Origin of the sequence: Comamonas sp. 7D-2 (assembly GCF_022749555.1) — a bacterium.
Taxonomy (GTDB): domain Bacteria; phylum Pseudomonadota; class Gammaproteobacteria; order Burkholderiales; family Burkholderiaceae_C; genus Comamonas; species Comamonas thiooxydans.
Genome location: NZ_CP094238.1, coordinates 767426 through 787376, shown reverse-complemented (window position 1 = coordinate 787376; position 19951 = coordinate 767426). Strand labels below are relative to the sequence as shown.

At 62.0% G+C, this 19951-nt stretch carries 18 protein-coding genes; 11 read left to right on the top strand and 7 right to left on the bottom strand.

Annotation, left to right across the window (positions count from 1 at the left end; translation table 11 throughout):
* Positions 1-66 precede the first annotated feature (66 nt).
* The 3 genes from ccsB to MPZ60_RS03515 all read right to left on the bottom strand — a co-directional run bounded on the left by ccsB (position 67) and on the right by MPZ60_RS03515 (position 4332).
* Positions 67-1401 (bottom strand): c-type cytochrome biogenesis protein CcsB, encoded by a 1335-nt coding sequence (ccsB, locus tag MPZ60_RS03525; RefSeq protein WP_003058739.1) that lies wholly within the window; start codon positions 1399-1401, stop codon positions 67-69.
* Entirely contained in the window at positions 1398-3578 is a 2181-nt protein-coding gene (locus tag MPZ60_RS03520) for a cytochrome c biogenesis protein ResB (protein ID WP_034357402.1), read from the bottom strand. Before MPZ60_RS03520 ends, ccsB begins: the two co-directional genes overlap by 4 nt.
* Positions 3579-3708: 130 nt before the next feature.
* Positions 3709-4332: a c-type cytochrome gene (locus tag MPZ60_RS03515; protein WP_034357400.1), complete on the bottom strand. Its 624-nt coding sequence runs from the start codon at positions 4330-4332 to the stop codon at positions 3709-3711.
* A 77-nt stretch (positions 4333-4409) separates the two neighbouring features.
* On the opposite strand from MPZ60_RS03515, the gene yihA reads away from it, so the two are divergent.
* Positions 4410-5150, top strand: coding sequence for a ribosome biogenesis GTP-binding protein YihA/YsxC (gene yihA, locus MPZ60_RS03510; protein ID WP_034357397.1), 741 nt, complete (start codon positions 4410-4412; stop codon positions 5148-5150).
* Positions 5151-5194: 44 nt separating this feature from the next.
* Positions 5195-6112, top strand: coding sequence for an alpha/beta fold hydrolase (locus MPZ60_RS03505; RefSeq protein WP_034357395.1), 918 nt, complete (start codon positions 5195-5197; stop codon positions 6110-6112).
* 50 nt (positions 6113-6162) lie between these two features.
* On the opposite strand, the gene MPZ60_RS03500 is transcribed toward MPZ60_RS03505, so the two are convergent.
* Together MPZ60_RS03500 and MPZ60_RS03495 are read right to left on the bottom strand one after the other, a co-directional pair.
* A complete protein-coding gene (locus MPZ60_RS03500; protein WP_034357393.1) occupies positions 6163-7044 on the bottom strand; it encodes a lysophospholipid acyltransferase family protein in 882 nt (293 codons plus the stop codon).
* Positions 7041-7892, bottom strand: coding sequence for a lysophospholipid acyltransferase family protein (locus MPZ60_RS03495; protein ID WP_034357391.1), 852 nt, complete (start codon positions 7890-7892; stop codon positions 7041-7043). The genes MPZ60_RS03500 and MPZ60_RS03495 overlap by 4 nt, the downstream gene beginning before the upstream one ends.
* A gap of 126 nt (positions 7893-8018) precedes the next feature.
* Here MPZ60_RS03495 and metK point away from each other — a divergent pair, with 126 nt between their 5' ends.
* On the top strand, positions 8019-9206 hold the full coding sequence (gene metK, locus MPZ60_RS03490; RefSeq protein WP_034357390.1) for a methionine adenosyltransferase: 1188 nt from the start codon (positions 8019-8021) through the stop codon (positions 9204-9206).
* A 189-nt stretch (positions 9207-9395) separates the two neighbouring features.
* Positions 9396-9569, top strand: a complete 174-nt coding sequence (locus tag MPZ60_RS03485; RefSeq protein ID WP_034357389.1) for a DUF1328 domain-containing protein — start codon at positions 9396-9398, stop codon at positions 9567-9569.
* Between the two features lie 65 nt (positions 9570-9634).
* Here the strand turns inward: MPZ60_RS03485 and MPZ60_RS03480 are convergent, their stop codons facing one another.
* Entirely contained in the window at positions 9635-10318 is a 684-nt protein-coding gene (locus MPZ60_RS03480) for an NUDIX domain-containing protein (RefSeq protein ID WP_034357388.1), read from the bottom strand.
* A gap of 122 nt (positions 10319-10440) precedes the next feature.
* Here MPZ60_RS03480 and MPZ60_RS03475 point away from each other — a divergent pair, with 122 nt between their 5' ends.
* The 6 genes from MPZ60_RS03475 (at position 10441) to MPZ60_RS03450 (ending at position 16748) form a co-directional block, all read left to right on the top strand.
* Positions 10441-11289: a cysteine hydrolase gene (locus MPZ60_RS03475; RefSeq protein ID WP_034357387.1), complete on the top strand. Its 849-nt coding sequence runs from the start codon at positions 10441-10443 to the stop codon at positions 11287-11289.
* A gap of 67 nt (positions 11290-11356) precedes the next feature.
* A complete protein-coding gene (gene pncB / locus MPZ60_RS03470) occupies positions 11357-12562 on the top strand; it encodes a nicotinate phosphoribosyltransferase (RefSeq protein ID WP_034357386.1) in 1206 nt (401 codons plus the stop codon).
* Between the two features lie 16 nt (positions 12563-12578).
* Positions 12579-14282 (top strand): NAD+ synthase, encoded by a 1704-nt coding sequence (locus MPZ60_RS03465; RefSeq protein WP_034357385.1) that lies wholly within the window; start codon positions 12579-12581, stop codon positions 14280-14282.
* A gap of 217 nt (positions 14283-14499) precedes the next feature.
* Positions 14500-15660: a bifunctional nicotinamide-nucleotide adenylyltransferase/Nudix hydroxylase gene (locus MPZ60_RS03460; RefSeq protein WP_052052681.1), complete on the top strand. Its 1161-nt coding sequence runs from the start codon at positions 14500-14502 to the stop codon at positions 15658-15660.
* A 66-nt stretch (positions 15661-15726) separates the two neighbouring features.
* Complete coding sequence (locus tag MPZ60_RS03455) at positions 15727-16221, top strand: GNAT family N-acetyltransferase (RefSeq protein WP_034357384.1); 495 nt, start codon at positions 15727-15729, stop codon at positions 16219-16221.
* A 188-nt stretch (positions 16222-16409) separates the two neighbouring features.
* Entirely contained in the window at positions 16410-16748 is a 339-nt protein-coding gene (locus MPZ60_RS03450; RefSeq protein ID WP_034357382.1) for an H-NS family nucleoid-associated regulatory protein, read from the top strand.
* A gap of 13 nt (positions 16749-16761) precedes the next feature.
* On the opposite strand, the gene MPZ60_RS03445 is transcribed toward MPZ60_RS03450, so the two are convergent.
* Entirely contained in the window at positions 16762-19404 is a 2643-nt protein-coding gene (locus tag MPZ60_RS03445) for a chemotaxis protein CheW (RefSeq protein ID WP_242607097.1), read from the bottom strand.
* 246 nt (positions 19405-19650) lie between these two features.
* Between MPZ60_RS03445 and groES the strand changes: the two genes are divergently transcribed.
* Positions 19651-19941, top strand: a complete 291-nt coding sequence (groES, locus tag MPZ60_RS03440; protein WP_003058782.1) for a co-chaperone GroES — start codon at positions 19651-19653, stop codon at positions 19939-19941.
* Positions 19942-19951: the final 10 nt, after the last annotated feature.

The following is a 19951-nucleotide window of genomic DNA, read 5'->3' as shown; positions in this document are numbered from 1 at the left end:
TCCATCTGGAATCCTTATTCAATCAGCGCAAGCAGCTCCTGTTTTTTGGAGTGCTTGTTACGATGCCTACAGCTCGCCGTAGCTGTGCAGGCCCGACAGAAACATGTTCACGCCCAGGAAGGCAAAGGTGGTGACGGCCAGACCCGCCAGCGCCCACCAGGCAGACACCGTGCCGCGCAGACCCTTCATCAGGCGCATATGCAGCCAGGCCGCATAGTTGAGCCAGACGATCAGCGCCCAGGTTTCCTTGGGGTCCCAGCTCCAGTAGCCGCCCCAGGCCTCGGCCGCCCACAGAGCGCCGAGCACGGTGGCGATGGTGAAGAAGGCAAAGCCCACGGCGATGGCCTTGTACATCACGTCGTCCAGAATCTCGAACGAGGGCAGACGGGCCGCAATGCGCTTGCGCGAGAGCAGGATGCCGGCCACGATCAGGGCCGAGATGCCGAAGTACACCATCCAGTAGCTGCCGCCGTTCTCGGTCGCACCCTTGCGAAAGACGATGGGCTCGAAGCACAGCACCACGCCCAGCAGCCACAGCGGCGCAAGCTTGTACCACTTGGTCTCGGTGGCCTGCTGCTTGATCAGATAGGCAAACGCCACCATGGCAGACAGCGCAAACGTGCCGTAGCCTATGAAGTTGGCGGGCACATGCAGCTTCATCCACCAGCTCTTGAGAGCCGGCACCAGGGGCTGAATCTCATGGGCCTGGCGCACCAGCGTGTACCAGAGCAGAAAGCCCACGGCCGCGCTGACCACCAGCATCACAAAGCCGCCCAGGGCACGCGTGTCGTAATGCTGCTCGTAGTACAGATAGAAGATGGCCGTCATCCAGCAAAACATGACGAACACTTCGTAGAGATTGCTGACGGGGATATGGCCGATGTCCGGGCCCAGCAGATAGCTCTCGTACCAGCGCACCATGGTGCCGATCAGTGCCATGGCGACAGCCAGCCAGGCCAGGCGCGAGCCCAGCAGCGACATGACCGAGCGCTCGCCCTTGGCAAACACGCCTATCCAGTAGAACGCCGTGCTGATGAAGAACACCATGCTCATCCACAGGATGGCGGACTGGCTGGAGAGGAAGTACTTCAGGCCGAAGACGGTCTCCGACCGTGCCAGTTCGCCGCCATCTCCTCCCTGGTACAGACCGATGGCCATCAGCGAGAAGCCGGCCACGGTCAGCATCAGCACCGCCAGCGGGCGCCAGAACCAGCCCATCCAGATCATGGCCGGGATGGTCGCCAGCAAAATGCCCTTCTCATACACATCCATATAGGCGGCGTAGCGCTGCAGCGCATAGCCCAGGCCCACGGCCACCACGACCGCGAACAACCAGTCAAACCAGTTGCGGCGGGCGAAATAGCCTTCGTTCAGAGTCAATGTCGTGGTTGCGGTGTTCATACAGAACCTCCGGGAGTCTTCTTTTGTAAGGGCTTGGCCCCGATCAGCTTGTCGGCCAGCATGACGAACTCGCGGTCGCCATCCATGGTCTTGCGGTTGGTGGACAAGGCCATGTTCGCATGGCTGGCACCATTCGCAGGGGTCAGCCAGATCCAGATGCGGCGGTCACGCACGTACAGCATGGCAAAAACGCCGATGATCAGGAAGAGGCAACCGAGGTAAACAATGTTTTTACCAGGGGCACGCGCCACCTGAAACACGCTGGCCTGGACCTGCTTGAAGTCCTGCAGCATGAAGACCACGGGCGCCGGGTAGAACTGCGCGTCGCTGAGCGAGAACACCGATTGCGTCATGAAGGCCTGGGTCTTCTCGTCGTTCTCGAAAGGCTTGAGCCCCGCCTGCTGGCGCACCTGCTGAGCCAGCTCGAACAGCACGCCGTTGAGAATCCGCACCAGCACCTCGCCGGCGCGCTCGCGCTCGGCCTCGGGCACATTGCTGTCCATGAAGTCCGATATCGCCTGCAGGCCACCGAGCTGACGGCCATCGGGAGCCTTGAGCTTGACGTCCTGACCGGCAAACAGCTCCAGCGCCTTGAGAGCGGACTGCGTCAGCGGCTCGGCCAGCTCGGGTTTGGAGACATCGACCGCCCGCTGCACATAGGCGCGCGCCGCCTTCTCGGCCTGGGCCTTGTTCTGCATGGCCTGACGCAGCTGCATGAAGGTGTTCATCGTGCCTTCAGGATCGGCAGGCACGCGCAGATAGCGCATCTGGTCGGCCTGATTCTCACGCACGCCAAGCAGGAAGACGGGCTGGCCCTCGCCCGTGTCAACGGGCAGCATATAGTTCTGGAACTCGCGCGCCTGACCCGAGGCATCGCGCAGCTTGTAGCCCACGCTGGGGCCGATATTGCGCAAATCCTTTTTGTCCGTGGTCTTGTGGGCAGCGCCCAGACGCTCGTCGATGGCCTGCTTCAGATCGACCTTGCGCACATCGGTGCCGGCACCGCCCTTGTCCTGGCCGCCGAAGTTCTCCACATTGATGGTGCGCAGCGCCGTGTACTCCAGCGTCACCTTGTCCTGCTGGCCATCGGCCAGCTTGCGCACGAACTCGGTGGAGTTGCCGATCACGCCCTCCACGTCGAAAGGCTGGGAGACGCCGTCCATGGGCACGGCATGCAGCTTGACGCTGGAGCCGCCGTCATCGAAGCTGCTCTGGTAGATCTCTATGCCTTTGTAGCTGGCCGGATGGTTCACTTCCACGCGCTTTTCCAGCTTCTCGCCGGTGGCTCGGTCGTGGATGACGATATCGCTGGCGAACAGCTTGGGCATGCCGGTGGAGTAGTACTCCACGATGAATTTCTTGAGTTCCACCGAAAATGGCAGATCTTGCAGCAAGATGCCATCCGATTGATTCAGGATCGCAGTACCGGACTGCGTGCCTTCGGACACCATGAGGTTGCCGCGGAAGGTCGGATTCTTGATCGACAGACGATGCTCGGGCGCCACGTCCGAGATCATGCCGCCGCCGGTATAAGGCGTTTTGCCGCCCAGCAGCATCTGGGCCCGCACGATGAGATCGCCGTCAAACAGCCCGCCAATGCAGATCAGCACGATGGCGCAATGCGCGGCGATATAGCCCAGCTTGTTGGCCGCACCTGCCTTGGCTGCCAGCATCCAGCCGGTACCGGGCCCGGCCGCCGTGTCGCGCTGCTGCATCTTGACCTTCCAGCCGCCAGACACCAGTTGCTGGCCGATGCGCTTGGCCGCCTCTTCGGTGCTGCCAGCCACATCCGCCTCGGCGCGATGGTGGAAGGCCTTGAGGCTTTGCTCGCGGAGGTTCTCCTTGTAGTTGCGGATGTCGGCCAGATATTTGGGAGCATGGCGGCTCACGCACAGCGAGGTGCTGATGACCAGGAAGGCCAGAATCAGCAGAAACCACCAGGCGCTGTAGACCGCATTGAGCTTCAGCGCCAGAAACAGCTGCGCCCAGAAGGGACCGAACTGGTTGACATAGTTGACCAGCGGTTCATGTTGCTTGAGCACCGTGCCGATGACCGATGCGATGCAGATCACTGTGAGCAGTGAAATCGCAAAGCGCATGGAGGCCAGCAACTCCAGAGTCGCGCGCACTGCCTGTGAGCGAGAGGAGTCACGATCGCGAAGTGGAAGGTCTGACATGAGGATGAGATAGAGCCGAACGCAAAAAGGCGGGCCATCTGCTGAACTAGCCGATGGGCCCGCCTGACTTGGGGGGTGCCAGATGCCTGAAAGTTCCCGGAGTCACCCGCGCATCTGATGAAAAGGATTTTTAACGCAAGCCAGCTATATAGTCTGCCACGGCCTTGATTTCGCGATCATTAAGCTTGGCAGCAACCTGGGCCATGGGAATGCTATTGCTGCGCTTGCCGTCGCGGAAGTCCGTCAACGACTTCACGGTGTATTCCGCATGCTGACCCGACAGACGCGGGTACTGGGCCGGAATGCCGGAGCCGTTGGGGCTGTGGCAGCTCGCACAGGCGGCAATCTGGCGCTCCTGAATGCCACCGCGGTAAATGCGTTCACCCAGGGCGATGGAGTCCTTGTCCTTGGAGAAACCGTTCTTGGGTGCCTGGGTATGCAGCCAGGCCGCAATGTTCTGCATATCGCCATCGCTGAGCGTGGCAGCGAAGCCCTTCATCACCGGGTCGTTGCGCTTGCCATCCTTGAACTCGCGCAGCTGCTTGACCAGATACTCGGGGTGCTGGCCGGCCAGCTTGGGCTGCAGGGGAATGGTGGAATTGCCGTCTGCGGCGTGACAGGCGGCGCAAACCGCCCCATAACTGGCTTGCCCTTTGGCAGCATCCGCCTTCACAGGTGTTTCTCCCGCCGAAAATGCGGGGAAGGCAGGTGCTGCGAAAATGGCAGCAGTCAGCAAAGAGGCAAGCAACTTCATATCAAGGGGCTGGGTCTATTGTTGAGAGCGCGAATCCGTCAAATTCTACAATGGGCCTCCCTGAAATAGTTACCGTCATGACCCATGCTTCCCCGGATACCACTGCCGGAAAAACACTTTCTTTGATCGACAGCAAGCTTGCGATGGGCTGGATGCACACCGCGCGCTTTTTCACGACCGCGGCCCAGCTCAACCAGTTGCCCAAGGTCGACGTTCCCGAGATTGCCTTCGTTGGCCGCTCCAACGCCGGCAAGTCCACCGCCATCAATACGCTGACCCAGCAAAAGCAGCTGGCTTTCGCTTCCAAGAAGCCCGGCCGTACCCAGCACATCAACCTGTTTGCGCTGGGCAAGCAGGGCGTGACCGACGCCGTGCTGGCCGACCTGCCCGGCTATGGCTACGCTGCCGTCTCCCGCACCGACAAGGAGCGCTGGCAGCGCGTCATGCTCAACTATCTGATGAGCCGCGAAAGCCTCTCCGCCGTGGTGCTGCTGTGCGACCCGCGCCTGGGCCTGACCGAACTCGACGAAGCCCTGCTGGATGCCATCCGCCCACGCGTGGAGCAAGGCCTGAAGTTCCTCATCGTGCTGACCAAGGCCGACAAGCTGACCCGCGCCGAGCAGGCCAAGATCCTGTCCATCACCAAGCTCAATGCGGGCGGTGGCGAGGTGCGTCTGTTCTCTGCCCTCAAAAAGCAGGGCGTGGACGATGTGGCCCAGTTGCTGTGGCACTGGTGCCACCCCGAGGGGTTGCCCCAGGCGGCTCCCGTCACCCAAGCGACGCCCGCAGACGAGACACCTGCGCAAAATCAGCCATAGGCGCTTATCTTGCAAGCGCCAGAAGCTACAAAAAGGAGAGCTTCATGGTCACGACTTGCATGCATACCCTGTCCACAGGGGTTGAACTGGAATGCCGCACCAGCGGCGAGCCGGGTCAGCCCCTGTTGCTGTTTCTGCACGGTTTCCCCGAAGGCGCTTTCATCTGGGATGGGCTGCTTGAGCAATTCGGCAGCCGCTACCGCTGCGTGGCACCCAATCTGCGCGGCTATGGCCGCTCCAGCCAACCCACGTCCATCAGCGACTACCGTGCCAAATACCTGGTGGAGGACCTTGCCGCCCTGATTGCGCTGGAGAGTCGTGACAAGCGCGCTGCCTGCGTGATTGCCCATGATTGGGGCGGTGCCGTGGCCTGGGGCCTGGCCAACCGCTATCCCCAGCAGCTTGAGCGGCTGCTCATACTCAACTCCCCGCATCCCGGCAGCTTCTTGCGGGAGCTGCAGTCCAATCCCGTGCAGCAGTCCGCCAGCCAGTACATGCATTTTCTGCGCCGGCCCGACGCCCCCGAACTGCTGGCCGAAAACGGCTGGCAGCGCATGCTGGGATTCTTTCAGAACCCCGACGGCAGCATGCCCGCATGGCTGACGCCCGAGCGTCAGCAGCAATACCGCGAGCATTGGGATCTGGGCGTGCACGGCGCCTGCATGTTCTACGCGGCCAGCCCGCTGGTGCCGCCCCGACCCGGCGGCAGCGCCGATGAGCTGCAGGACATTCGCGAGCTCAGCCTGCCCGATGAAATGCTGCACATCCCTGTGCCGGTGCGCATTCTCTGGGGCGATAGCGACCTGGCACTGCAGCCCGCCCTGCTGCATGGGCTGGAGCGATGGGTGCCTCAGCTGGAGATAGAGCATCTCCGGAGCTGCAGCCACTGGGTGGTCCACGAGAGGCCGGAGGCCGTGCAGCGCGCTCTGGCGGAGTTTCTTTCAGCGCCAGCTCGCTCCTGAAAAGGAAGCCTCTGGCGCCCATGCCATCAGGCATGGAAACGATTTAACGTCTATTTCCCGGAGTACAGCGATGGCTCGCCATCGGGGCGCGTCTTGAAGCGTTTGTGCACCCAGTAATACTGCGGCACCATGGTCATGATGGCGGCCTGCAGCTCGCGGTTCATGCGGGCGGTGTCGGCCACATGGTCGTCAGTCGGGAAGTTCTCCCAGGCCGGCGTCAGCTCGGCCACATAGCCTTCAGGCGTCATGCGGTTGTAGAGCGCCACCACCTTGGCCTTGCCCAGACGCGCAAAGCGCGAAAGCGAGGGAATCGTGGCCGTGTTTTCCACCGCAAAAAAGGGCACGAACACCGAATCGTTCTTGCCATAGTCCATATCGGGCAGCAGATACAGCAGCCCGCCCTTGCGCAGGCACTGGATGATGGGCTTGACGCCATCGGCACGATTGAGCATCTTCACATTGCCGAAGCGCTGACGGCCATTCATGAACCAGGCATCCAGGTCCGGATCGGGATTGGTGGCAAAGATGGAGGTGAACTCGCGCTCGGTATTGAGCGGCAGGGCCAGGCCACCGGCATCCATGCTGTAGAAATGCGGTGCGAAGACGATGGTGGGCGTATCGCCCTCCAGTTCATGCGTGGCCCCGACCAGCTTGACGCGGCTGCGCACCAGCTCCTCGGAGCCGAACCACAACCAGCTTCTGTCGAGAAAAGTCTGGCAAAAGACCTCAAAAGACTCTTTCGCCCAGGCTTTGCGCTGCGCCTCAGGCACATCGGGAAAGCACAGCTCGAAATTGCGCAGCGCGATGCGCCGGCGCTGGCCCGCCACCACAAACAGCACACGCCCCACAAACTTGCCCAGGCCACGTAGCACGGGTAGGGGCAGCTTGGCCAGCACATGCATGAAGCCGATGGCGATCTTGCTGGCGCTCATGCCTTCTCCCCCGAGAGTTGCTTGTCTTCACGCGGCTGCTTGTAGCGGCCATAGCCCCACAGGTATTGCTGCGGAGACTGACGAATGGTGGTTTCCATGGCGTGATTGATCAGCGCCACGGTGGCTTCCAGCGATTGAGATTCGGGCACAGGCAATTCCTCTAGATACAGCGTGTAGCCCCGCCCCCAGGACTTGCGCTCGCACCGCGCCACGATGACCGTGGCCCCGGTTTGCAGCACCAGACGTGCCGCCAATGTCATCGTATACGCATCACGGCCGAAAAAAGGCGACCAGATGCCCAGACCGTTGGGCGGCACCTGATCAGGCAGCAGCCCCACAGCCGCCCCCTGGCGCAGCGCCTTGATCATCTGACGCACACCCGCGAGGGTGGTGGGAACGGCCTGAACGCCAGGACGATTGCGCGCGGTTTCCAGAATTTCGGCCAGCCAGCCCTGGCGTGCGGGGCGGTAAAGCACGGTGATTGCGCCATGCCGATCGGACCAGCGCCGCGCCGCGGCCTGCACGGACATCTCGAAGCAACCCAGATGTGGCGTAAGAAACACAATGCCCTTGCCACGCGCATAGGCCTGCTCGGCCACGGCTCCATTGACGATATCGCAATCCGGCAACTGGCCCAGCCAGATACGCGGCATCTCGAACACCATGCGACCCGCATGTCCCACCGCAGCCCTGACCTGGGCAAATGCATAGCCAGCCTGGGCGGCGTTGGCCGCAAATCGGCGCCGATAGGTGGGAGATAGCGCCCAGGTCACCCACCCCATGGCAGCGCCAAGGCCATGCAATAGCCATAAAGGCAGTGCAGCAAACAGTCGAAACAGGGAAGGCATTAGAATAGCGGGGTCGCTGAGTTAAAGAGCAACTTGCAGGGCGACGTAAAAACAAAACTGCTAAAGCGTTCGCCAGACTTCGAAGCTCGGGCAACGCAATTGCCCAAGCTACAAGGAGTTATATCAATGGCGAACAGCGATTTTCTGTTTACCTCGGAATCGGTTTCTGAAGGCCACCCCGACAAGGTTGCCGACCAGATCTCTGACGCGATTCTGGACGCTATTTTCACCCAAGACCCGCACAGCCGCGTGGCTGCCGAGACACTGACCAACACCGGTCTGGTGGTATTGGCCGGTGAAATCACCACCGGTGCGAATGTGGACTACATCCAGGTCGCACGCGACACCATCAAGCGCATCGGCTACGACAACACCGAATACGGCATCGACTACAAGGGTTGCTCGGTACTCGTCGCCTACGACAAGCAAAGCCAGGACATCGCCCAGGGCGTGGACAAGGCCAGCGATGACGAGCTGAATACCGGCGCTGGCGACCAGGGCCTGATGTTCGGCTACGCCTGCGACGAAACACCCGAGCTGATGCCGGCGCCCATCTATTACGCGCACCGCCTGATGGAACGCCAGGCCCAGCTGCGCAAGGATGGCCGTCTGCCTTTCCTGCGCCCCGACGCCAAGAGCCAGGTGACCCTGCGCTATGTGGATGGCAAGCCCCACAGCATCGACACCGTGGTGCTGTCCACCCAGCACAGCCCCGATCAGTCGGAAACGGCAACCAAGATGAAGGCATCTTTCACCGAAGCCATCATTGAGGAAATCATCAAGCCCGTGCTGCCTTCGGCCTGGCTGCAAGAGACCAAGTACCTGATCAACCCCACGGGCCGCTTCGTCGTGGGTGGCCCTCAGGGTGACTGCGGCCTGACCGGCCGCAAGATCATCGTGGACACCTACGGCGGTGCCTGCCCCCATGGCGGCGGTGCCTTCTCCGGCAAGGATCCAACCAAGGTGGACCGCTCGGCCGCCTACGCCGCCCGCTATGTGGCCAAGAACGTGGTAGCCGCCGGTCTGGCGCGCCAGTGCCAGGTCCAGGTCGCTTACGCCATCGGCGTGGCCCGCCCCATGAACATCACCGTGTACACCGAAGGCACGGGCGTGATTCCCGATGCGGAAATCGCCAAGCTGGTGGCTGCGCATTTCGACCTGCGCCCCAAGGGCATCATCCAGATGCTGGATCTGCTGCGCCCCATCTACAGCAAGACTGCAGCTTACGGTCACTTCGGCCGCGAAGAGCCCGAGTTCACCTGGGAACGCACGGACAAGGCAGCCCTGCTGCGCGCCGCCGCAGGTCTGAAGTGACTCGGACACCCACTGGGCCTGAGAATCCAAGGGCTTGAGCCTTCAAGCCTCATCAAGAAGCCATCGCGAACCATTGCGGTGGCTTTTTTGTTGTCGGATCAAACCGACAAGGATTTCCCCCGAATGAGCACCGCAAGCCTGCGCCCGGCGACTTAGGCTTGAAACATCGCTTCAGACAAAGGAGTTCCGATGCTCAAGTGGGCCATTATTTTTGCCATCATCTCCCTGGTGGCCGGTGTTTTCGGCTTTACCGGCGTAGCCGCGGGCGCAGCCGGCATAGCCAAGATCCTGTTCTTTATTTTCATTGCCGTTGCCGTGATCTTCGTCATTCTGGCCCTACTGGGCATTGGCGCAGTCAGCTAACCGCCCTCCGCTGCACACCCGCCCAAATGCCTGCCTTGTGCAGGCATTTTTCATGCAGACCGGCCTCAAAGCCCTCGGGCAGTCAGCGCCAGCGTCTGGCTGAAGCCGGGCTTGGCCCGGTAAAGCTGGGCGGGCCGGTGCGCCCCGCCACCCAGCATGGCCCCAGGCACAACCTCCAGCCAGTCCATCTCGTCCATCTTGCGCCTGAAGCTGACCTTGTTCAGCGGCTCGCCCAGAATGTTTTCATAGACCTGCTGCAGCTGCGGCAGCGTGAAGGTTTCGCCGCACAGATGCACGGGCAAGGAGGAATACAGGCTTTTGCTGCGCACGCGCTCCAGGGCGGCGTCCAGGATGGCACGGTGATCGAACGGCAGTTGCGGCAGAGCCGAGAGCGGCACCACGCTGATATCGGAGCGATCGGGGGGCAGGTTCTGCACGGGCAGCAGAGCGCAATAGGCGATTGCCACCGACCAGCCGCGCGGATCACGCGCCGGGCCGCTGAAAGTGGCCAACTGCTCCAGATACGCACCTTCTATGCCCACCTTGGTTCTGAGCACGCGCGCCGCACTGGCCTTGGCGTCCGCATCCTCATCGGTATGAATGAAGCCGCCGGGCAAGGCCCACACCCCGGCAAAAGGCGCAGCCTGACGACGCAGCAGCACGGCATGCAGCTGCTGCTCCACCAGGGTCAGCAGCACCACATCCACACTCACCTGCACCGCTTCCCTGCGCTCATCGCTTTGATTCATTTTTTTACCAACTTCGTTTTTCTTGCCTGATTATTTCATATCAATCCAAAAATACTTAGTTGCAAAAATATTTTAAGTGTTTTAGACTGCAGACATTGCATCTCGCATGAAAGCTGAACACCATGAGTCATCCACAAACCCAGCTGCTCATCATTGACCCGCAAAACGACTTCTGCGATCTGCCTGCAGACTGGTGCCCCCGCTCACCAGACACTCATCAGCTGATAGCACCCAGCCTTCCGGTGACGGGCGCTCATGCCGATATGCAGCGCCTGAGCAGCTGGATGGCAGCCCAGGGAGACAAGCTGGGCCAGATCACCATCACTCTGGACTCGCATCAGGCTTATGACATTGCCCACCCCGCCTTCTGGCAGCAGCGCGATGGGCATGCCGTCCTGCCATTCACCTCGATCACGGCAGCGCAGGTCCGTGCTGGCGACTATGCACCGCGCAACGCTGCCGAACGCGAACGCACTCTGCAATACCTGGATCAGCTGGAGGCCCAGGGCAGCTACACCCTGATGGTCTGGCCGCTGCACTGCGAGATCGGCAGTTGGGGCCATGGAATCCATGCCAGCGTGCTCGCGGCCTGCCGCCAGTGGCAGGAGCTGCAGCACCGTGCCACCCGCCATGTCTTCAAGGGCATGAACCCCTGGACCGAGCATTACAGCGCCATTCGTGCCGAGGTTCCCGATCCGCAGGATGGCGAAACCGGACTCAACACTGCCTTGCTGGCCCAGTTGCGCCAGAGCAGCACCCTGGTGATCGCGGGCGAAGCCAGCAGCCACTGCGTACGCGCCACCACCGAGCACATCGTGGAGCACTGGGAAAGCAACGACTACTCGCGCATCGTGCTGCTGACGGACTGCATGAGCCCGGTCGCCGGATTCGAGGGCGCGCACCTCGACTTCCTGCAACGCATGCGTGCAACCGGTGTACGCTGCGAAACCAGCGCCAGCTTTGGCTTATGAGACAAATCAGCCTCTAGCGCCTATGGATAAAGCGCTAGCAGCTCATATTTTTGAAAAGAAGAACGGCATGAAGCCCATCATCACCAGCCTGCTGGACACCGACCTCTACAAATTCACGATGTGGCAGGCCATGCTGCACCGCCACCCCCAGACCGAGGCCGAGTACGAATTTGTATGCCGCACGCCCACGGCCTTCCCACTGGCCGAGCTGCTGCCCGAGGTGGAGCGCGAGCTGGACGCCCTGTGCAGCCTGCGTTTCGACAAGGGCGAGCTGGACTATCTGGCCGGCCTGCGCTTCATGAAGAGCGACTTCATCGACTTTCTGCGCATCTTCCAGTTCCAGCGTGCCTTCATCCGCGCCTGGGCCGAAGGCGACCGGCTCCATATCGTTGCCAAGGGCCCGCAAGTCCATGTGATGGGCTTCGAGATCTATGTGCTGGCCATCGTCAACGAGCTGTACTTCCGCCGCTTCGATGCCGATGCCGCCCTTGTCGAAGGCCGCAAGCGCCTGCAGGTCAAGCTGGCCCAGCTCAAGCATCTGGCTGTCGAGGCCAGGCTGCACAACCCCTTCGAGCTGTTCGACTTCGGCGTGCGCCGCCGCTTCTCGGGAGCCTGGCAACGCGAGGTGGTACAGGCTTTTGCCCAGGAGACCGCACAGTGGTTCAAGGGCACGTCCAACGTGCTGCTGGCTCGCGACCTGAACCTGGTGCCCATTGGCACCATGGCCCATGAGTATCTGCAGACCTATCAGGCCCTGGGCGTGCGCCTGCGCGACTTCCAGGTGGCCGCCCTCGAGGACTGGGTGCAGGAATACCGCGGCGACCTGGGTATCGCCCTGACCGATACCGTGGGCATGGACGCCTTTCTGGCCGACTTCGACATGTACTTTGCCAAGCTCTTCGACGGCCTGCGCCATGACTCCGGCGATCCCTTCGAGTGGGGCGAGAAGGCCATTGCCCACTATGAAAAGCTGCGCATTGCGCCGCAGAGCAAGCGCCTGGTGTTCTCGGACGGACTGGACCTGGACACGGCCCTGGCGCTCTACCACCGCTTTGCAGATCGCATCCAGTGCGGCTTCGGCATAGGCACGCGATTGACCAATGACATGGGACTGACCACGATCAATATCGTGATGAAGCTGACCCATGCCAATGGCCAGCCCGTAGCCAAGATTTCGGACTCGCCCGGCAAGACGCTGTGCAACGACGAGACCTATCTGGCCTATCTGCGCCAGGTCTTCAACATCCCTGAGCCTGCTGCCAAGGCCGCCTGATTCCCTGGAGAAAACCATGCTGAAAGTCACCCTCGCCCAGCTCAACTACATGGTGGGCGACATCAGCGGCAATATCCGCCGCATGAGAGAAGCCGCAACCAGGGCCGCGGCCGAACAGGCCGACCTGGTGGTGTTTTCCGAGCTGTCGCTGTGCGGCTACTACCCCGGCGACCTGCTGGACGAGCCCAGCTTTCTGCAAAGACTGGATGCAGGTCTGCAGGAGTTGCTGCAGGCCACGTGCCAGTTCCCCGATCTGCACTGGGTCGTGGGCGCGCCGACTCGACACGATGGCCCCGGCAAACCGCTGCACAACAGCCTGCTGGTGCTCAAGAACGGACAGATCCGCCTGCAGTACGACAAGCAACTGCTGCCCACCTACAACATCTTTGACGAGCGCCGCCACTTCGAGCCCGGAGCCGACACGGCCAAGGTGCTGCGCGTGGGCAACTGCCAGGTGGGCTTTCTGGTCTGCGAGGACGGCTGGAACGACCAGGGCGCCGACTACGCCACCAACCCGTTCGTGCGCATGGGCGATGCGGCCCCCGACCTGGTCATCAGCATCAACGCCAGCCCCAGCCACCTGGGCAAGCGCGAGCAGCGTCACGAGATCTTCACCCAGGCGGCGGCACGCCACAAGCTGGCCATCCTCTACATCAACCAGATCGGCGGCCAGGACCAGATCGTGTTCGACGGCGCATCGTTTGCCGTCGAGCCCGAGGCAGGACTGGTTTTTGAAGCCAGGCGCTTCGAGGAAGATGTCTGCACGCTGGAGCTGAATGCGCAGGGCCGGTTTCAGGCCTGCGACGGCACTGCCTTGCCTGCCGTGCCGACGCAAGGCCTGGCCACCATGGAGTTCTACCGCCAGCAGATCGTGCTGGGCCTGCGCGACTATGCTCGCCGCTGCGGCTTCAAGCAGGTGGTGGTGGGCAGCTCGGGCGGCATCGATTCGGCCTTGACGCTGGCTCTGGCCGTCGATGCCCTGGGAGCGGACAACGTGGTCGGCATCACCATGCCGTCGAGCTACTCCTCTGCGGGCTCGGTCGACGACTCCGTGCTGCTGTGCCGCAATCTGGGCATCAGACTCTACGAGCATCCAATCAAGGAGCTGGTCACCACCTATGCACGCCAGTTCGAGGCCAGCTTTGGCGAGCCGCTCAAGGGCCTGGCGCTGGAGAATCTGCAGGCCCGCGCACGCGGCACCACGCTGATGGAGTTTTCCAATGCCTTCGGCCATCTGCTGCTGACCACGGGCAACAAGTCCGAAGTCTCGGTGGGCTACTGCACCCTGTATGGCGACACCAACGGCGGTCTGGGCCTGCTCGGAGATCTGTACAAGACCGAGGTCTTCGAGCTGTCGCGCCATATCAACCGCCATGCGGACCGCGAGCTGATCCCGCAGACCATCATCGACAAGCCGCCCTCGGCCGAGCTGGCTCCCGGCCAGAAGGACGAGGACAGCCTGCCGCCCTATGCCGTGCTCGACGAGATTCTCAAATGGCATATCGAGGGCCAGCATCTGTCCAGCAAGGAATATGCGCATGCCGCTGCCTTTGTGGCCAGGCTGCACACCCAGGCCGGCGGGCCCGAGACCATTGCCCGGGTGCAAAAGCTGGTGTTTCGCAGCGAATACAAGCGCCGCCAGGCTCCGCCCATGCTCAGAGTACGCCCACGGGCCTTTGGCACGGGCCGGCAGATGCCGATTGCGGCACACTACGAGTAGCAATGCCCGGCACCTGCTTGAGACTAGCTGGCAAAGCCTTGCTGCACCTCGGGTGCGGCCGAGCACCTGGCAGCCTGTCTCGAATGCCGACTTTGGCCGTACCGGGCCTGGTTAAACATTAAAAAGTGAGCTAATTTCGCTTACCCAGTAAACGTTTAGCGCGTTTTTATCCATATTTGCCCTTGTGGGCGCCGATTTCTGTACGGGTTTCGCTCTCATGCCTCAAGCCAGTCCCAACACCTCCAGCAAGCGTGTCATCGCCGCCGCACCCGAGACCCTGCCCACCTCCGTGCCCCTGCATACCGCCGTGCTGATCGGCCGCTTTCAGCCTCTGCACAACGGCCATATGGCCTTGCTGCATGCCGCACTGGAGCGGGCTCGCCAGGTCGTGGTGGTACTGGGCAGCGCCTGGCAGGCACCCAATCCCAAAAATCCGTTCAGCTGGCAGGAGCGCGCGCAGATGTTGCGCAATGCGTTATCGAAAGAGGATGCCGAGCGCGTGCGCTGCGTGCCCGTGCGCGACTATTACAACGAGCCGCTGTGGGTGCATGCCGTACGCGAAGCCGTGCAGGCCCATGTACCCGAGGGCGCGAGCGTGGCCCTGGTCGGGCATTTCAAGGACTCCAGCAGCAGCTATCTGGCCCGCTTTCCGGGCTGGGAGCTGATCAGCCTGCCGCGCCTGGGCCAGTTCGACGCCACGCCGCTGCGCGAAATCTTCTTCGGTGAAGGCGGCGCCTCGCCCGAAACCATGGATGCCGCCCTGGCCAGGCTTTCCTCCCAGATGCCCGAGAGCACGCTGGACTTTCTGCGCCGCTGGGCCCAGACACCGCTGTATCTGCGCCTGCAAAAGGAATGGCATATGCTGCAGGACTACAAGCGGGCCTGGGCCAAGGCGCCTTATGCACCGGTGTTCGTCACCGTGGATGCGCTGCTGCGCTGCCGTGCCAAGGGCCAGGACCAGGTGTTGCTGATCCAGCGCGGCCATGCGCCGGGCCAGGGCCTCTGGGCGCTGCCCGGCGGCTTTCTCGAGCAGCGCGACAGCCTCTGGCAATCCTGCATGCGCGAGCTGCGTGAAGAAACCTGCTCCTCCATCAGCGAAGCGGATCTGCTGGCAGCCCTGCAGGCCGTGCAGGTCTTCGATCACCCGGACCGCAGCCTGCGCGGGCGTACCATTACCCATGTGCACTATCTGGATCTGGGCGTGCAGCCCAGCCTGCCTCCGGTACAGGGTGCGGACGACGCCGCCCTGGCCCGCTGGGTGCCGATTGCCGATCTGCCCCGCATGGAGGCCGAGTTCTTCGAGGACCATTTCCAGATCCTGTGCCAGTTCCTGCCCGTGACTCTGGCTCAGAGCGAGCCCGAGCGCCAGGTCGCCTGATACAACAAAACCATAGCTGCGAGCGCTTTACCATCAAGCGCTTGAGCCACTTTTTCCTAATATTTAATGAGCCAGCTCCATATCCGCCCCGCCACCGAGCAAGACATCGACCTGATCCTGCACTTCGTACGCGAACTCGCCATCTATGAAAAGGCCGAGCACGAAGTCAAGGCCACGCCCGACCATGTGCGTCGCACGCTGTTCTGCGCCAACCCGGCTGTCTTCGGCCTGATCTGCGAGATTGACGGCCAGGCCGTGGGCTTTGCCGTGTATTTCTTCAACTATTCCACCTGGCAGGGCCAGCATGGCCTGTATCTGGAAGATCTGTACATCACGCCTGACGCCCGCGGCCACGGCGCCGGCAAGGCCCTGCTCCAGCATCTGGCCCGGATCGCCATGGAAAAGGACTGCGGCCGCTTTGAATGGAGTTGCCTGGACTGGAATACGCCCTCCATCAAGTTCTATGACAGCCTGGGCGCCCTGCCACAGACCGAGTGGATCCGCTATCGCATGACGGGCTCGGCCCTGCAGGCCATGGCCACGGGTGACAAACAGGCTTGAGCCCCAGGCCGGATCATCCAGAGTGATGTGTGCAGCCCTTCGAAGTGATGCGCGCCCCTTTGCAGATTGAGTGTACGCAACATCAACAATGCGGCGCGTTCGCGCTTGCGCCAAAATGAATGGTTTTGCAAAACAATAACAAAGGCGGCAATCAGTGCTGACCTTTCACACTATCTCTGGAATCCAGAATGCCAAGCTATCAAGAACTCATCGCTCAGAAAAATGCGCTGGACAAGCGCATCGAAGAAGCGCGCAGCACCGAAGCCAAGGAAGCCCTGGCCACCGTCAAGCAACTGATCGCCACCTTCGGCTTTACCTCTCAGCAGGTTTTCCCCTGGAAGCCTGAAGAAAAGAAAAAGGTCGAGGCCAGGTACTACGACCCCGAAAGTGGTGCGACCTGGACCGGCCGCGGCAAGCCCCCAAAGTGGATCGAAGGCAAGGATCGCGGCCAGTACGAGATCAAGACCACGCCCAGCGTGGACTTCAGCGCGCCGCGCGACGAAAAAAACCCGTTCCCGGTTCAATAAGCAGCCCGGCCGTTCAGCCGCCGGCACCCTGCTCCGCCGGCTGCGGTGCCTTGAGCATGCGCACCAGGGCCGCCACGTTCAGGCACTGGATGAGCAGATCGCCGTCATTGGCCCGGATCAAGCGGTCAACCAGCTGATCCGCCGCACCCGCCATTGCAGGGGCCAGTCGCAGCTGCCCGCTCTCGAATCGCGCCACCCCTTCGAGATCGCTGACCAGCACACCCAGCTTGAGCCCCCTGTGCTCCAGCACGATCACCTGGCTTTGCGCCGTCCTGGTCACGGGCTTGCCAAAAAGCAGCTCCCCCAGATCGAATACCCAGACATAGCCAGCCACAACCCCTTGGCTGCGCCGCGCCAGCGTGCCCACGCAATGCGGCAAGCGACCGGCTGAAACGGGGGCGATGGCCGAGGCACTCTGAGCCTCGAGCACGCAGGCAGCATCCACGGCGAGCACGCTGCACCCCACAAAAAAGGTCGCCATCTCCATGCCCACGGCACTGCCCTGGCTGGCCGCCGCCAAGCTTTGCACCCTGGTGTTGCGGCGAGAGACGGCCGCCAGCGCATCGTCCTGCACGGCACCAAACGCCTGCACGGACAAGGCCAGCACCTCTTCGCTATAGCCGTCGCTGCGCTTGAACTCCCGGTAACCGCTGCCCGCCGTGATCGCCACCACGCAATACTGGCCCTGATACACCATGGCGCGGGCCATGCTCTGTCCAGATGCCAGGGCCAGCATCTGCGGCGGCAGATCCAGCTGCATGCCCGGCTGCAGCTGCACATCCGAGGAAGACATGACCAGGCCCGAGCGGTTCAGATAGGCCACCCGCCTGCCGCCTGCCGCCTGAACACCGGTCACGCCCTCAAGCATGGCCTTGAATTCACGCTGTGCATGGAACACCAGGCCGATTCCGCCCAGCACCACGCCATCGGCATTGCGTATGGCCGCGTGATAGACATAGGTCGGGCCGTCCTCCTCGTGCTGAACACAAGGGCGCCATGGCGAGACGTGATAGGCCTGGGTCCCGCCCAGCGCCAGAACCTGGTGCAGGCTGTACGTCTCTATATAGGTGCCCAGCAGCCCACGGATCTCGGCATCGGGGCGGCCTCGCTGACTGACGGCCACGACCCTGCCGCGAACGTCATAGACCATGATTTGCTGGTAGACCGTATACAGGTCGTGAATGGCGGTGAGCAGCGCACAGGCCTCGCTCACCTGATCCGGGGCCGTCTCGCCCAAGGCCAGGTCCTCGAGCAATTCGGACAGCTGCGGCGTCAAGGCCCACCAGCGGCAGTCGTTGGCACGCTCATAGAGATTGCGATCGAGCAGATCCACCAGCAGACTGGTCAACAGGCTGTTGTCTCTCAGTGCGGTGTTGAGCACCGTGCCGTAGAGCGCATCGATGGACTGGGAGAAGACCTCGTTGGTCCGCGCCCCCGTCTCGCCAATCTGCTCCAGCACGGCCTGCAGCCGCGTGTTGTCCATCTGCTTGCCTGCTGTCATGACGCGGCCGTTCCAGACCACACGACGTATGGTGTCCGCTGCGCTGCGTATGGCATGCAGGGGTGGGCAGAAGCGATGTGCATGTGCCAGCAGGCCCTGGGCCACCGCGGCATCCAGCCCATCCAGACCTGCTTGCGATTGAAGACCGAAGGCCAGCTCCAGCGGCGTCATGATCTGCGCCCGCCAGCCCTGGGGGCCCATATAGCCTTGATAGCCTGCCGAGGCCGCCGATTGCACCAGATAGGTGCGTCCTCCATGTACATACAGCGAATCCGCACCATCACGGTGAGGCCGCACGTTCGCACCCACACCAATCCAGTGCGGATCGCTGCTGGCCAGCACCAGTCCCCGATCATCGAGCAACAGGGCGATGCTGGTCTGAGCTTCGGGCGCGCCGCTACCGTCTGTCCGGTCTCGGCCGCTCCAGATGCCTTGCATCTCGCCATCAAAGTCAAAACACAGGCACAGCACGCCAATAGGCTGGCGGTTGCCGGCGTGCAGCATGCGATGCGCATAGATCAACGCGCTGCCGTGCCCTGGCAGCAGGTCGGTGGCACCGAAACTCTGCACAAAGCCCGGGCTTTGCAGAGCGCGGGCAATCAATGTATCCCGGCATGGCTGATCTGCGGCCTGACTCCTCTCGCGCGCACTCGCTCGCACCCGGCCTTCGGCATCCAGCAGCAGAATGTCCGCGTAGACCGTGTACTTGCTTCGGTAGGCACGCAGACGCTGGGTGATGGCCGCCTCGTCGCCATCCGCTGCGGCCATGAACTGGCACAGCATGGCGTCGGTCGCCAGAAACCCCACGTCGGCCGTGCGCTCGTAGAGATTGCGCACCAGGGTATCGATCAGATGCTGTGCCTGACTGGCCAGCCCCGCTGTCACCCCCGTCACCGCCTGCATCACCATGGACTGCACCAGCTCCTGCTCCAGCCGCTCGAAGCCGCCACGCGTGGCGGCCATCATGGGCAACAAGGCCTGCGCTTCCTGAGGGCAATTCATCTTGGCTGAGGACTCTATGAGCCGCCACATCAGATTCAGCTCCCTGAGCGAACTCTCGCAGCGCCCGACCTGGCGCATATGAGGAATGAAGACGTCTGTCTGCAGCAGATCCTGGGCGCGCTGCGCCGAGGCAGTCATGGTTTCTAGAGGCATGTTCTGCCAGAGCAAAAGCCAGGCCTATTTGTAAAAACACGTTACACATGACTAAGAACAAACCCTGTTTCCTCGCAGATTTGTCCTGCGAACGGCTGGGGAGAGGTCTTGAAAGCGCGAGAAATTGCCTTATTATTAGCACTCAATGGGGTTGAGTGCTAACAGCTTGACCCTAGATATTCCGAATGTCGGCCAGGATGGCTGGCAAGTCTTGTTTCAACTTTGTTGATGTATTTAGGAGTTGGTATGAACCTGCGTCCCCTGCACGATCGCGTGATCGTCAAGCGCCTCGAAAACGAAACCAAGACAGCCTCGGGCATCGTGCTCCCTGATGCTGCCACCGAGAAGCCTGACCAGGGCGAAGTGCTGGCTGTGGGTCCCGGCAAGCGCAATGACAAGGGCGAGCTGATCGCTCTGAACGTGAAGGTCGGCGACCGCGTTCTGTTCGGCAAGTACTCTGGCCAAACCGTGAAGATCCACGGCGACGAGCTGCTGGTCATGAAGGAAGACGACCTGTTCGCAGTCGTCGAGAAGTAATCCTTCCCGA